The sequence below is a fragment of the Rhodococcus sp. G6(2025) genome (genome assembly GCF_058628105.1).
The window spans coordinates 5515450-5529814 of the sequence record NZ_CP179750.1 but is presented as its reverse complement, the minus strand read 5'-3'; the positions used below and the strand labels follow the sequence as shown (position 1 = coordinate 5529814).

Here is a 14365-nt window from a genome sequence, read left to right as displayed (position 1 = left end):
GATGCGGCAGACGAACCGGAGGAATCCCTTGAACGACCACCACGTGCAGCTCTTCTCCGAGCTGCACAGCACCGCAGGATCCCAGGCAGGCGGCGAGGATGCCGGCGAGGCGCTGCGCCCCGTCGACCCGGAGCATCGCACCGCCACCGAGGTGCACCGCGCCCTGTTCAGCGACCAGTAGCGAGGCGGACGGTAGCCCCGTCGTCGGTCGTCCGCGCGTTCATTAGACTCGACGGGTGACCAGTGCAGCTCCAGAAAATCCCCAGAACCGTGCCGATGCCCTTCCGAAGAGCTGGGACCCCAGTTCCGTCGAGGACGATCTGTATCAGGGCTGGGTAGACGCCGGTTACTTCCGCGCGGACCCGCACAGCGACAAGCCGGGCTACTCCATCGTCCTGCCGCCGCCGAACGTGACCGGCAGCCTGCACATGGGTCACGCGCTCGACCACACGTTGATGGACGCGCTGAGCCGCCGCAAGCGGATGCAGGGCTACGAGGTGCTGTGGCTGCCCGGCATGGACCACGCGGGCATCGCGACGCAAACCGTGGTCGAGAAGCAGCTCGCCGTCGACGGCAAGACGAAGGAAGACTTCGGCCGCGAGCTGTTCATCGACAAGGTGTGGGACTGGAAGCGCGAGTCCGGTGGCACCATCGGCGGCCAGATGCGCCGGATCGGTGACAGCGTCGACTGGAGCCGCGACCGGTTCACCATGGACGACGGGCTGTCCCGCGCCGTCCAGACGATCTTCAAGCGCATGTACGACGACGGGCTGATCTACCGGGCCGAGCGTCTCGTCAACTGGTCGCCCGTGCTGCAGACGGCGATCTCCGACATCGAGGTGAAGTTCGAGGACGTCGAGGGTGAGCTGGTCTCGCTGCGGTACGGCTCCCTGAACGACGACGAGCCGCACGTCGTGGTCGCGACCACCCGTGTCGAGACGATGCTCGGTGATACCGCCGTGGCCGTCCACCCCGACGACGAGCGCTACAAGCACCTGATCGGGACGACGCTCGAGCATCCCTTCACGGGGCGCGACATCCCGATCATCGCGGACGAGTACGTCGATCCCGAGTTCGGCACCGGCGCCGTCAAGATCACGCCCGCACACGACCCCAACGACTTCGAGATGGGCCTGCGGCACAACCTGCCGATGCCGACCATCATGGACAAGACCGGCAAGATCGCCGACACGGGAACGCAATTCGACGGTCTCGACCGCTTCGAGGCGCGCGTCAAGGTGCGCGAGGCGCTCGCCGAGCAGGGTCGCGTGGTCGCGGAGAAGCGGCCCTACCTGCACAGCGTCGGGCATTCCGAGCGCACCGGTGAGTCCATCGAGCCGCGCCTGTCGCTGCAGTGGTGGGTGAAGGTCGAGTCCCTCGCGAAGGCCGCCGGTGACGCGGTGCGCAACGGTGACACGGTCATCCACCCGGCCAGTCAGGAACCGCGGTGGTTCGCCTGGGTCGACGACATGCACGACTGGTGCATCTCGCGTCAGTTGTGGTGGGGTCACCGGATCCCGATCTGGTACGGCCCCGACGGCGAGGTCGCGTGCTTCGGACCGGACGAGACCGCACCCGAGGGATGGGTGCAGGATCCAGACGTCCTCGACACCTGGTTCTCCTCCGGGTTGTGGCCGTTCTCGACCATGGGCTGGCCCGAGAAGACTCCCGAGCTCGAGAAGTTCTATCCCACAAGTGTTCTCGTCACCGGTTACGACATCCTGTTCTTCTGGGTGGCGCGGATGATGATGTTCGGCACGTATGTGTCGGAGGACGACGCCATCGCTGGCGGCAAGTCCGGACCGCAGATGCCGTTCGAGGACGTGTTCCTGCACGGCCTCGTCCGCGACCAGTTCGGCAAGAAGATGTCGAAGTCGCGGGGCAACGGCATCGACCCGCTCGACTGGGTCGACCGCTTCGGCGCCGATGCGCTCCGCTTCACGCTGGCCCGCGGCGCCAACCCCGGCAGCGACCTGTCCGTCGGCGAGGACCATGCGCAGTCGTCGCGGAACTTCGCGACCAAGCTGTTCAACGCGACCAAGTTCGCCCTCATGAACGGGGCCGCGCCGGCACCGCTGCCCGGACTCGGCGAGCTCACCGACGCCGACCGGTGGATCCTCGACCGTCTCGAGCAGGTGCGCGGGGAGGTCGACGCCGCATTCGACCGGTACGAGTTCAGCAAGGCGTGCGAGGCGCTGTTCCACTTCGCGTGGGACGAGGTCTGCGACTGGTACCTCGAGCTGGCCAAGGTGCAGTTCGCCGAGAGCGACACGGTCGCGGCGAACACGAGGGCCGTGCTCGGCAACGTCCTCGACGCCCTGTTGCGCCTGCTCCACCCGGTGATCCCGTTCGTCACCGAGACGCTGTGGACGGCGCTCACCGAGCGTGAATCCGTCGTCGTGGCGCAGTGGCCGCAGTCGAGCGAGGCGGCCGCGGATGCGGTTGCGGCGCAGCGTGTCGACGACATGCAGCGACTGGTGACCGAGGTGCGCCGGTTCCGCAGCGATCAGGGTCTCAAGCCCTCGCAGCGGGTTCCCGCACGGATCAGCGGCATCGCCGAGGCCGATCTGGACACGCAGCTCGCCGCGGTCACGTCGCTGGCGCGCCTGACGGACCCGGAGGACGGGTTCGCGGTGTCCGCGTCGGTAGAGGTGCGCCTGAGCAAGGCGACCGTCACCGTCGACCTCGACACGTCCGGCAACGTCGACCTCGGCGCCGAGAAGGCCCGGCTGGAGAAAGATCTCGCGGCCGCGCAGAAGGAACTCGCCGGAACCACCGCGAAGCTGTCCAACGAGGCGTTCCTGGCCAAGGCCCCCGACGCCGTCAAGGACAAGATCCGTACGCGTCAGCAGATCGCGACGGAAGAAATCGAACGCATCACCAAGCGATTGAAGGAGCTGGAAGGCGCGTGACCTCGCCCGACTTCACGCCGGAGGAAGTCAGTCCTGTCGACCTCGCGGAGCTGACACTGGTCGAGGCGGAACTCGACAAGCGGTGGCCCGAGACGAAGATCGAGCCGTCCCTCACCCGGATCGCGGCCCTGATGGACGTGCTCGGTTCGCCGCAGCACGGCTATCCCGCCATCCACGTCACCGGCACCAACGGCAAGACGTCGGTGACGCGGATGATCGACGCGCTGCTCACGGCGCTGCACCGGCGCACCGGCCGCACCACCAGCCCGCACCTGCAGCTCGCCACCGAGCGCATCAGCATCGACGGGCGCCCGGTGTCGCCCCGCCGGTACGTCGACACGTACCGGGAGATCGAGCCGTACGTGCAGATGATCGACCAGCAGTCGCAGGCGGCCGGCGGCCCCGCGATGAGCAAGTTCGAAGTGCTCACCGCGATGGCGTACGCCGCGTTCGCGGAGGCGCCCGTCGACGTGGCCGTCGTCGAGGTGGGTCTCGGCGGGCGTTGGGACGCAACCAATGTCATCGACGGCGAGATCGCGGTGATCACCCCGATCAGCCTCGATCACGCCGAGTATCTCGGCGACGACCTGGCCGGGATCGCCGAGGAGAAGGCCGGCATCATCAAGAAGGGCCGCGAGGACGCGCTGGTGCCCCGCGACGCCGTCGCGATCCTGGCCGAGCAGACGCCGGAAGTGATGGAGGTGCTGCTCCGCCGGGCCGTCGAGGTGGATGCCGCGGTCGCGCGGGAGGGCTCCGAGTTCACGGTGCTCGCCCGGCAGATTGCCGTCGGCGGCCAGCAGCTCGAGCTGCAGGGCCTCGGCGGGGTCTACACCGACATCTTCCTGCCCCTGCACGGGGAGCACCAGGCGCGTAACGCGTCGCTCGCGCTCGCCGCGGTGGAGGCGTTCTTCGGTGCGGGCCCGGAACGGCAGCTCGACCAGGAGGCCATCCGGGAGGCGTTCGCCTCGGTCGTCAATCCGGGCCGGCTCGAACGTGTGCGCAGCGCCCCGACCGTCTTCCTCGACGCCGCCCACAACCCGGACGGGGCGCGTGCACTCGCCGCCGCCCTGACCGCCGAGTTCGACTTCCGCAAGCTGGTCGGCGTCGTCAGCGTGATGGGGGACAAGGACGTCGACGGCATCCTGTCGGCGCTGGAACCGGTGTTCGACGAGCTCGTCGTCACGAACAACGGTTCGGCGCGGGCCATGGACGTCGACGATCTCGCCAACCTCGCGGTCGCCAAGTTCGGCGACGAACGCGTCGTCGTGGCACCCACACTCGCGGATGCGCTGGAAACGGCCATCGGGTTGGCCGAGGAGGTCGCCGAGCCCGGTGAGGCAGTATCGGGGGCGGGCGTCGTGGTCACCGGATCCGTGGTGACCGCCGGTGCGGCCCGCACCCTCTTCGGAAAGGACCCAGCGTGAGCGAGCCGGACTCGAATGCTTCGGAACCGGAGTTCGGACCGCCGACCAAGGACCCGTGGAAGGGATTCCGCGGGGTGGTCGCGGGATCTCTGATCCTGGAAGCCATCGTGGTGCTTCTCGCCCTGCCGGTCGTCGCGACGGTCGGCGGCGGACTCACCTGGTGGTCCGGAACCTACCTCGTGGGGCTCGCGGTGCTCATGATCCTCGGGGCGGGCCTGCAGGGCCGCCCCTGGGCGATGAAGTACAACCTGTTGTTGCAGGTGGGGCTGCTACTCGGGTTCTTCGTCCACGTGTCGATCGGTTCGGTCGGAGTGGTCTTCGCCATCCTGTGGGGATACCTGCTCTACTTCCGCCGTAACGTCCGCCAGAGAATGGAGCGGGGCCTGCTGCCGGGGCAGCGGGGCTGACCATTTAGGCTGTGCGCCGTGACTGAGCGCACCCTTGTACTGATCAAGCCCGATGCCGTTGCCCGCGGATATGTAGGAGAAATCCTCGGTCGTATCGAGCGGAAAGGTCTGACGATCTCCGCGCTCGACCTGCGCACCGCTCCCGGCGACATCGCAGCCGCCCACTACGCCGAGCACGAAGGCCGCCCGTTCTACCCGGGCCTGCTGGAATTCATCACCGGCGGCCCGCTCGTCGCTGCAGTGCTCGAAGGTCCCCGGGCGATCGCGGCGTTCCGCCAGCTCGCCGGCGGCACCGACCCCGTCGAGAAGGCCGTTCCGGGCACGATTCGCGGTGACTTCGGGCTCGAAGCCCAGGAGAACCTGGTGCACGGCTCCGACTCGGTCGAGTCCGCCGAGCGCGAGATCGCCCTCTGGTTCCCGCACCTCGCCGCCAACTGATCTACCTCTCCACCCACCCCTCGACCCAACGGCCTGCCCTCCGGGCCGGCGGCGCCATCGCGTGCGGAACATGTTCCAGACCGATACGTGCGCCGCTGGCACGGACTGCGGCACACGTGTGGGATACTGAGGGTGGTCGGACCGCAATTTGTGCACCACGTGGCTTCGACCGGATGACACCACGGCTCGATGCCCTTCATCGCTGCCCCTGCGTCAACAGGAAATACCTGGGCGTTTCGGCACGCTGGATGATCAGGCGCTCGCGCCGCGGACGACGGCCATCCGCAAGGCACTACATGGGTGTGCAGTGAAAACGGACACTGCACGCGCTGTGTGGAGCGAGACCAGACAATCTCGCGCTCACATCTGGGGCGCGAGTACACATACTGCGCCCTCGCGTGGCCGCGTGACACCCCCAGACACGGGAGTGGACGCGCCCGGGGGCTGAGGAGACTACGTGGCCGATCAAGCGCCGCCCACAAATTCAGAGCCGAACGAATCGGCCACCGCCGGGAGCGCGGTTCCCGCTCTTCCGGAGAAGATGCGCGTTCACGCCCTCGCGAAGTTGCTGGGCGTGACGAGCAAGCAGGTTCTCGCCGAGGCTGCGGCCCTCGGAACCGAACTGCGCAGCGCGCAGTCCAGCCTGCAACGCGACGTCGCCGAGCGGGTGCACGCAGCTTTCACCGCTGCGCAGAACGCTCCCACCGAGCCACCCGCCGCGGCCGAACCGGCCGCGGAGACCCCGGCCGCCGAACCGGCCGCGGAGACCCCGGCCGCCGAACCCGCCGTCGAGGTCGCGGCTTCGGACGTCGAGGAAGCGGCGGCCGAGCAGGCTCCGGCCCCCGAAGTTCCCACCGAGGAAGCACCGGCCCAGGAAGCTCCCGCCCAGGAGCCCGTCGCGGAGGAAGCCGCGGTCGCCGAGCGCGACCTCGGACGTGACCTGTTCACCACTGCGTCCTACCAGGTCGAGGCTCCCGCCGCCGAGCCCGCCAGCGAGACCCCGCCCGCCGTCTCGCAGGTCCCGCTCTTCCTGCAGCCCGACCTCGCAGCGGTCGAGACCCCGCCGCGACGCCGGCGCAGCCGCCGGGACGCCGGGACCCCGGAACCCACCACCGAGCAGCCGCCCGTCGCCGAAACGCGCGAGGAGGTGCCCGAGCCCGCCAAGGCCACGGACACCGGAACCGCCGACACCGAGTCGGACGAGTCCGACGTGGACGGCGATCAGCCGCGTCGTCGTCGCCGCGGCCGCCGCGGCCGTGGTCGCGGACGGGGCGAACAGCAGAACGAGCAGGACACCGACATCGACACCGAGGGTGCCGAGGCCGAGGAATCCGCGCGGGAATCCGTTCGCGAGGAGAAGGCCGCCGAGACACCGACTCGGGAGCCCGAAGAGAAGCCGAAGAAGGATTCCGAGGAGAAGCCCGCGGAGGCCGAGCAGGCGGAAGCGGAGTCCGGTGACGAAGAGACCGGTGAGGGTGACTCCGACGGGTCGAGCCGTCGCCGTCGCCGTCGTCGCCGTCGCAAGTCCGGTGGCGAGGGGTCGGGCGAGGCCACGTCCGAGGACGATCCGCCGAACACCGTCGTCCACGAGCGTGAACCTCGCAACAAGAGCCGCTCGAAGGACGAGGTCCAGGGCATCACCGGGTCGACGCGGCTCGAGGCGAAGCGTCAGCGTCGCCGCGACGGCCGCGATGCCGGCCGCAGGCGCCCGCCGATCCTCACGGAATCGGAGTTCCTGGCCCGCCGCGAGGCCGTCGACCGCGTGATGGTGGTGCGCGACCGCATCGCCACCGGGCAACCGCACGCGACGACGCAGGTCGCCGTGCTCGAGGACGGCGTCCTCGTCGAACACTTCGTGACCACGTCGGCGTCGGCCTCGATGGTCGGCAACGTGTACCTCGGACGCGTCCAGAACGTGCTGCCCAGCATGGAAGCCGCGTTCATCGACATCGGCCGCGGCCGCAACGGCGTGCTGTACGCGGGTGAGGTCAACTGGGAGGCCGCCGGGCTCGGTGGCAACTCCCGCAAGATCGAGCAGGCGCTCAAGCCGGGCGACCAGGTGCTGGTCCAGGTCAGCAAGGACCCGGTCGGTCACAAGGGTGCACGGCTGACGACGCAGATCAGCCTCGCGGGCCGCTTCCTCGTGTACGTGCCCGGCGGCACGTCCACCGGTATCAGCCGCAAACTGCCCGACACGGAGCGCAAGCGCCTCAAGGACATCCTGCGCGACATCGTGCCCTCGGACGCCGGAGTCATCATCCGGACAGCGTCGGAGGGGGTGAGCGAGGAGGAACTCGCCCGCGACGTGAAGCGTCTGCAGGACCAGTGGGCCGGGATCGAGGCTCAGGCCGCGAAGGCGGAATCCGGTAAGTCCGGCAACCCGCAGGCCCTGTACGAGGAGCCCGACCTTCTCGTGAAGGTCATCCGCGACCTGTTCAACGAGGACTTCTCCAAGCTCGTGATCGAGGGCGAGAAGGCCTGGTCGACGGTCGAGTCGTACATCAAGTCCGTGGCCCCCGATCTCATGCCGAGGCTCGAGCAGCACACGTCGGACAACGGTGTCGACGTCTTCGAGGCGCACCGCATCGACGAGCAGCTGGCGAAGGCACTCGACCGCAAGGTCTGGTTGCCGTCCGGTGGCACGCTCGTGATCGACCGCACCGAGGCCATGACCGTGGTCGATGTCAACACCGGCAAGTTCACCGGTGCCGGCGGAAACCTCGAGGAGACCGTCACCCGGAACAACCTCGAGGCGGCCGAGGAGATCGTCCGGCAGATGCGCCTGCGCGACATCGGCGGCATGATCGTCGTCGACTTCATCGACATGGTGCTCGAATCCAACCGGGATCTCGTGCTGCGACGCCTGACGGAGGCCCTGGGCCGGGATCGCACCCGCCACCAGGTGTCCGAGGTCACGTCGCTGGGCCTGGTCCAGATGACGCGGAAGAAGCTGGGCACCGGGCTGGTCGAGGCGTTCTCGACGACGTGTGAGCACTGCCACGGCCGGGGCATCATCGTCCACGCCGAGCCGATCGAGGTGAAGACCTCCGAGGACAACGGTGCGCGCGGGTCGTCCCGCGGCGGCGACTCCGGTGGCTCCCGCAAGAAGCGGGGACGCGACAAGTCGTCCGGCGGGGAGACGTCGCAGCCTCCCGTGCACGAGGAGACCCCGACGGTGGACGCCACCGTCAAGCGGGCCCACCCGGTCGCTCTCGCGATGGCACACCACCATCACGAGGAGGAGGCCGCGCACGCACACAGCGGGCACGACGCGGAATCCGCCGAGCAGCCCGCCGCGGCGGTTCCCGAGCCCGAGCAGCCGGTCGCCGCCGAAGCGGAGACACCGGCGGCTGACCTGCCCGGCATCGAAGAAGCCGTGGCCGAAGCCCCGGCAGCGGTCGCTGCGGAAGCCGTCGTGGCACCCGAGGCGGAGGACACCGTCGCCGAGGAAGCTGTGGTCGAAGAAGCCGTGGCCGAAGAGGCTGTAGCCGAGGAGTCGTCCGTCGAAGCCGCGCCGGCCGAAGCGGCTCCGGTCGCCGAGACCCCGGAACCCGTCGTGGAGCGCGAGCCCGAGCCCCAGCCGGAGCCGGTGGCCCCGCCGCGGCGAAGGAGCCGCCGGGTGTCGAGGGCAGCGGCGGCGCCGGTGTCCGAAACCCCGAGCGCCGGGACGGTGTTCGTGATCCCGACATCGGAGACCGGCGCGGAGCACGCACCGGAGCCGGAACCGGCCATGTCGGCGTCGGCCGTGAGCGCGCCGCCGGCGTCCTCGCCCGACGGCGCGGATTCGCAGGCAGCGCCGCGCAGGCCGCGTCGTCGCCGGGCGGCGGCACGTCCCGCCGGCCCGCCGGTGGACGCCGACAACTGACGAGGGAGCGCGGGAAGGCAATCGGCGCCGGTTTGTACGGAACGGTTGCCTTCCTGTAACCTTGACCAGTCGCTACTCGGCGATGAAGGTCAGCTGTGCCCTCACTTGTGAAGGCTGCGCGATCTCGACCGAGCTAGCCGTCACACCAGACCAGTCGCGCACACTGTGGCGCGAGCAAGTTCGAAGAAGCAAGGGGTAGCCCTCCGATGGCAACGTACGCGATCGTCAAGACCGGCGGAAAGCAGTACAAGGTCGCTGTTGGTGACCTCGTCAAGGTCGAGAAGATCGAGGGTGAGCCCGGCACTGCTGTCTCGCTTGCTCCCGTTCTCGTCGTCGACGGATCCGATCTGACGACCGACGCCGACAAGCTGGCCAAGATCTCGGTCACGGGTGAGGTCGTCGAGCACACCAAGGGTCCGAAGATCCGGATCCACAAGTTCAAGAACAAGACCGGCTACCACAAGCGTCAGGGCCACAGGCAGAAGCTGACGGTCCTCAAGGTCACCGGCATCAAGTAGCTAGAGCTTCAGAGCTGATTTCACCCGAGGAGGGTCAAGAACATGGCACATAAGAAGGGTGCATCCAGCTCCCGTAACGGTCGCGATTCAAATGCTCAGCGACTCGGCGTGAAGCGTTTCGGCGGCCAGTCCGTCAGCGCCGGCGAGATCCTGGTGCGTCAGCGCGGAACCCACTTCCACCCCGGCGTCAACGTCGGTCGTGGCGGCGACGACACGCTCTTCGCGCTCTCTGCCGGTGCCGTCGAGTTCGGCACCAAGCGTGGACGCAAGACCGTGAACATCGTTCCGGCGGCGGCAGAGGCCTAGTCCTGCCGCGAGTATGCATCGTCCCGTGAGGGACGTTTCAAGCTCCCAATAGGGGCGGACCTGGGTCGTGATACCCGGTCCGCCCCTATTGTTTTTTTCACGAGTGAGATCAACACAATTGACTGAGGAAGGATCCGGCAGTCATGTCCCGATTCATTGACCGCGTCGTGCTGCACGTCAGCGCCGGAAAAGGCGGCAATGGCTGCGCCTCCGTACACCGGGAGAAGTTCAAACCGCTCGGTGGCCCGGACGGCGGCAACGGCGGGCGTGGCGGTGACGTCGTGCTCGAGGTGGACGGCAACGTCCACACCCTCCTCGACTTCCATTTCCACCCCCACGCGAAGGCCACCAACGGCAAGCAGGGGATGGGTAGCAACCGTGACGGCGCCCAGGGCGACGACCTGATTCTGAGGGTCCCCGACGGCACCGTCGTCCTCGACGAGGACGGCCGGATTCTCGCCGACCTCATCGGTGTCGGCACCCGCTTCGAAGCCGCCCAGGGTGGCCGCGGCGGACTCGGCAACGCGGCCCTGTCCTCGAAGGCGCGCAAGGCGCCGGGTTTCGCGCTCCTCGGTGAGGACGGCGTCGAGCGGGAACTGGTCCTCGAACTGAAGTCCGTGGCCGATGTCGGGCTGGTCGGGTTCCCGTCGGCGGGCAAGTCCTCGCTCGTGTCGGTGCTGTCGGCGGCGAAGCCGAAGATCGCCGACTACCCGTTCACGACCCTCGTGCCGAACCTCGGTGTGGTGTCGAGCGGCGACACCACGTTCACGGTGGCCGACGTGCCCGGGTTGATCCCCGGCGCGAGCGACGGCCGCGGGCTCGGACTGGACTTCCTGCGCCACCTCGAGCGGTGCGCCGTGCTGGCGCACGTCGTCGACTGCGCGACGCTCGACCCGGGCCGCGACCCGATCTCCGACATCGACGCACTCGAGGCGGAACTCGCCGCGTACAAGGGCGCGCTGTCCGGCGACGCCGGGCTCGGTGACCTCGCGGACCGGCCGCGCATCGTGATTCTGAACAAGGCGGACGTGCCGGAGGCGGCCGAGCTGGCCGAGATGGTCACCCCCGACCTCGAGGCCCGCGGCTGGCCGGTCTTCACGATCTCGGCCGTCAGCCGAGAGGGGTTGCGCCCGTTGACGTTCGCGCTCGCGAAGCTGGTTGCGGACTACCGTGAGGCGCACCCGAAGGCCGAGCCGAAGCGTCAGGTGATCCGCCCGGTGATCTCGAACGAGAACAGCTTCAGCGTCGTCGCCGACCCCGAGATTCCCGGTGGGTTCATCGTCCGCGGCACACGGCCGGAGCGCTGGGTGCGGCAGACGCAGTTCGACAACGACGAGGCCGTGGGTTACCTCGCCGACCGCCTCGCGCGGCTCGGTGTGGAAACCGAGCTCGTCAAGCAGGGTGCGGAGCCGGGCGCGTCCGTCACGATCGGCAACGTGAGCTTCGACTGGGAGCCCCAGACACCGGCCGGCGTCGATCTCACCCGCACCGGTCGCGGCACCGACCCGCGTCTGGATCAGGTCGAGCGCATCGGCGCGACCGAACGCAAGCACGCATCCAGGGTCCGTCGCGGTCTCGAAGGCCTCGACCCCGAAGACCAGTGAGCGCCACCCGGCGCACGATCGCGTCGGCGGGCAGCATTGTCGTGAAGATCGGATCGTCCGCGCTGACCAGCCTGGTCGGCGGGCTCGACGTCGGTCGACTCGACGCGCTGGCCGATGCGATCGAGGAACGGATGCGTGCCGGTTCCGACGTGGTCGTCGTGTCGTCCGGGGCCGTGGGTGCGGGTCTGGCCCCGCTGGGGCTGACCAAGCGGCCACGGGACCTGGCGACGAAGCAGGCCGCCGCGAGCGTGGGCCAGCTGGCGCTGGCCCACGCCTGGGGCACGTCGTTCGCCCGGTACGGCCGCACCGTCGGGCAGGTGCTGCTCACCGCGGACGACATCGCCCGCCGCGCGCAGCACCGCAACGCGCAACGCACCCTCGACCGTCTGCGCGCGTTGCACGCGGTCGCGATCGTCAACGAGAACGACACCGTCGCCACGGCGGAGCTGCGATTCGGTGACAACGACCGGCTCGCGGCGCTCGTCGCGCACCTGGTCGGCGCCGATGCCCTGGTCCTGCTGTCGGATGTCGACGGGCTGTACGACGGCGACCCCCGCAAGGGCAATGCCACGCTGATTGCCGAGGTGAACAGCCCCGAGGATCTCGACGGGGTGGTCGCGGGCTCGGGCGGCGCTCTCGGCACCGGCGGGATGGCGTCCAAGCTGTCGGCAGCGCGCCTCGCGGCCGATGCCGGCGTGCCGGTGCTGCTCGCCGCCGCCTCGGACGCCGGGGCAGCGCTGCGGGACGCCGGGGTGGGGACGGCGTTCGCGGCCCGGCCGTCGCGGTTGTCGGCGCGCAAGTTCTGGGTACGCCACGCCGCGGACGAGCAGGGGATCCTGCACATCGACGAGGGCGCTGTGCGTGCCGTCGTCACCAAGCGGCGGTCGTTGCTGCCCGCGGGGATCAGCGCGGTGTCGGGAAGGTTCTACGGCGGCGACGTCGTGTCGCTCCTCGGCCCCGACGAGCGACCCGTGGCCAGGGGAGTGGTGGCCTACGACTCGGCGGAGATCAGCGACATCCTGGGCAAGTCGACCCAGGAACTGCCCGCGGAGATGCAGCGTCCCGTCGTTCACGCGGACGATCTGGTGCCGCTCTGACGGTCACGCGGGCAGCGCGGAGGACGCGTCGAGCAGTGCGGTGAGTGCTTCCGAACAGCCGGCGTGGAGCGTGAGGGTGGCGAACTCGTCGCCGCGCGTGGTGCCCCTGTTGACGATCACGATGGGGATTCCGCGTTTGGCGGCGTGCCGGACGAACCGCAGTCCCGACATGACGGTGAGCGACGAGCCGGCCACCAGGAGCGCCTCGGCTTCGTCGACCACGTCGTAGGCGGCGGCGACCCTCGGTTTCGGGACGGATTCGCCGAAGTACACGATGTCGGGTTTGAGCAGACCGCCGCACGTCTCGCAGTCGACCGTCCGGAAATGCTCGGTGCTGGTGATCACCGCGTCGGCGTCCGGTGCGATCTCCACTCCCTGTGCGGCAGCGACGGTTTCGGCGAAACCGGGGTTCGCGCGCTCGAGCCGGTCGGCGAGCGTGGCCCGCGAGATCAGGGTGCCGCACGTCAGGCACCGGACCTGGGCGTACGTGCCGTGCAGGTCGATCACCCGGCGACTGCCTGCCTTGGTGTGCAGCAGGTCGACGTTCTGGGTGATGACGGCACTCACGGCACCCGCCCGCTCGAGCCCCGCCAGGGCGCGGTGGCCGGTGTTGGGCCGGGCGGCGTCCATGTGGCGCCAGCCGAGGTGGTTCCGCGCCCAGTAGTGGCGGCGGAAATCGGGATCACCGGTGAACTGCTGGTACGTCATGGGATTGCGCGGTGGCGAATCCGGACCCCGGTAATCGGGGATCCCGGAATCCGTCGAAATGCCGGCGCCGGTGATCACACACAGGCGCCGGCCACCGAGTACGTCGATCAGTCGGGCGAACACGCACTCCAGGGTAGCGCCGGCTCAGTACCCGACGACAGGATCGATCAGAGCGGTGAGATTCTCACCGGCGACGAAGCGGGTGACGTTCAGCGCGACGTGCTCGGCGAATGCCGGGGGGCGCACCGACGGCGGGTTGGAATCGTGGGGGGTGATGATCACGTTGGGCAGATCCCACAGCGGGTGGCCGTCGGGAAGCGGCTCGGGATCGGTGACGTCGAGTCCCGCTCCGCCAATCGTGTTGTCCCGCAGCGCTTTCACCAGTGCATTGGTGTGAACGAGCGAGCCGCGCGCGACGTTGATCACCCACGCGGTCGGCTTCATCTGCGCGAATTCCGCCGCCCCGACCAGATGGTGCGTGGCGTCGGTGGCGGGAGCCCCGATCACGAAGTGATCCGCGCGGGCCCACACCTCGCCCAGGCGGGTCGTGGGAAGCGTCTCGATCGCGCCCGGCACCGGGCTGCCGGAGCGATTGACCGCGATGACGTCGGCCCCGACGCCCGCGAGCATCGGGATCAGTGCCCGGCCGATTCCGCCGGCACCCACGATGGCCACCGTGGTGCCCCGTAGGGTGCCGATCTTCGAATAGAACTCCTGCTGCCGCCAGGTCTTCGCCTCGAGGTGCTCCGGGAGTGCCCGCACCCCGGCCAGCAGCAGCGTCAGCGCGTGCTCGGCGACGGTGGCGGCGAACGCGCCCGCCGCCGACGTCCACAGCACGGTGGTGTCGGGTCTGATCACCTTCGCGGCGAACCACTCCTCGACACCCGCGGAGTTCAACTGCACCCAGCGGATGTTCTCGGGAAGCGGGTCCGGGAACCCGATCGGACCCGTGGTCCAGACCAGGGCGTCCGCGGAGTCGAGGGGGGCCACACGGGCACCGCCCCGGCGCACCGCATCCTCGAGGAGCGGGTCCGGGGCGGGTCCGATGGCTATAGCTGGAACAGCAGCGTCGTCGGCCATGGGGTC

The 14365-nt window shown here is 69.1% G+C and carries 12 protein-coding genes; 10 read left to right on the top strand and 2 right to left on the bottom strand.

Features of this window, described 5'->3' with window-relative positions:
• Window positions 1-28: 28 nt before the first annotated feature.
• The 10 genes from ACLIVD_RS25475 to proB all read left to right on the top strand — a co-directional run bounded on the left by ACLIVD_RS25475 (window position 29) and on the right by proB (window position 12571).
• Complete coding sequence (locus tag ACLIVD_RS25475; protein WP_009474026.1) at window positions 29-181, top strand: hypothetical protein; 153 nt, start codon at window positions 29-31, stop codon at window positions 179-181.
• 55 nt (window positions 182-236) lie between these two features.
• On the top strand, window positions 237-2912 hold the full coding sequence (locus ACLIVD_RS25470; RefSeq protein ID WP_491930837.1) for a valine--tRNA ligase: 2676 nt from the start codon (window positions 237-239) through the stop codon (window positions 2910-2912).
• Complete coding sequence (gene folC, locus ACLIVD_RS25465) at window positions 2909-4336, top strand: bifunctional tetrahydrofolate synthase/dihydrofolate synthase (protein WP_005261300.1); 1428 nt, start codon at window positions 2909-2911, stop codon at window positions 4334-4336. Before ACLIVD_RS25470 ends, folC begins: the two co-directional genes overlap by 4 nt.
• The gene (locus ACLIVD_RS25460; protein ID WP_009474023.1) at window positions 4333-4743 is read left to right on the top strand and encodes a DUF4233 domain-containing protein; all 411 of its coding nucleotides are present in this window, start codon (window positions 4333-4335) and stop codon (window positions 4741-4743) included. The genes folC and ACLIVD_RS25460 overlap by 4 nt, the downstream gene beginning before the upstream one ends.
• An 18-nt stretch (window positions 4744-4761) precedes the next feature.
• A complete protein-coding gene (ndk, locus tag ACLIVD_RS25455) occupies window positions 4762-5181 on the top strand; it encodes a nucleoside-diphosphate kinase (RefSeq protein WP_005248085.1) in 420 nt (139 codons plus the stop codon).
• A 457-nt stretch (window positions 5182-5638) separates the two neighbouring features.
• Complete coding sequence (locus ACLIVD_RS25450; protein ID WP_491930836.1) at window positions 5639-9046, top strand: translation initiation factor IF-2 N-terminal domain-containing protein; 3408 nt, start codon at window positions 5639-5641, stop codon at window positions 9044-9046.
• A 206-nt stretch (window positions 9047-9252) separates the two neighbouring features.
• Window positions 9253-9564, top strand: coding sequence for a 50S ribosomal protein L21 (gene rplU, locus ACLIVD_RS25445; protein ID WP_005248081.1), 312 nt, complete (start codon window positions 9253-9255; stop codon window positions 9562-9564).
• Window positions 9565-9606: 42 nt separating this feature from the next.
• Complete coding sequence (gene rpmA, locus ACLIVD_RS25440) at window positions 9607-9870, top strand: 50S ribosomal protein L27 (RefSeq protein WP_005248077.1); 264 nt, start codon at window positions 9607-9609, stop codon at window positions 9868-9870.
• Between the two features lie 143 nt (window positions 9871-10013).
• Window positions 10014-11474 (top strand): GTPase ObgE, encoded by a 1461-nt coding sequence (obgE, locus tag ACLIVD_RS25435; RefSeq protein ID WP_280782391.1) that lies wholly within the window; start codon window positions 10014-10016, stop codon window positions 11472-11474.
• A complete protein-coding gene (proB, locus tag ACLIVD_RS25430; RefSeq protein ID WP_317567613.1) occupies window positions 11471-12571 on the top strand; it encodes a glutamate 5-kinase in 1101 nt (366 codons plus the stop codon). Before obgE ends, proB begins: the two co-directional genes overlap by 4 nt.
• A 3-nt stretch (window positions 12572-12574) precedes the next feature.
• Here the strand turns inward: proB and ACLIVD_RS25425 are convergent, their stop codons facing one another.
• Both ACLIVD_RS25425 and ACLIVD_RS25420 read right to left on the bottom strand, forming a co-directional pair.
• The gene (locus ACLIVD_RS25425; RefSeq protein ID WP_491930835.1) at window positions 12575-13402 is read right to left on the bottom strand and encodes an NAD-dependent protein deacetylase; all 828 of its coding nucleotides are present in this window, start codon (window positions 13400-13402) and stop codon (window positions 12575-12577) included.
• A 21-nt stretch (window positions 13403-13423) separates the two neighbouring features.
• On the bottom strand, window positions 13424-14359 hold the full coding sequence (locus ACLIVD_RS25420; protein ID WP_105415006.1) for a D-isomer specific 2-hydroxyacid dehydrogenase family protein: 936 nt from the start codon (window positions 14357-14359) through the stop codon (window positions 13424-13426).
• Window positions 14360-14365 lie beyond the last annotated feature (6 nt).

What these genes read in the sequence shown, in the direction of transcription:
- rplU (WP_005248081.1), top strand. Translation starts at nt 9,253, where the DNA reads ATGGCAACGTACGCGATCGTCAAGACCGGCGGAAAGCAGTACAAGGTC.
- rpmA (WP_005248077.1), top strand. Translation starts at nt 9,607, where the DNA reads ATGGCACATAAGAAGGGTGCATCCAGCTCCCGTAACGGTCGCGATTCA.
- obgE (WP_280782391.1), top strand. Translation starts at nt 10,014, where the DNA reads ATGTCCCGATTCATTGACCGCGTCGTGCTGCACGTCAGCGCCGGAAAA.
- ACLIVD_RS25420 (WP_105415006.1), bottom strand. Translation starts at nt 14,359, where the DNA reads ATGGCCGACGACGCTGCTGTTCCAGCTATAGCCATCGGACCCGCCCCG.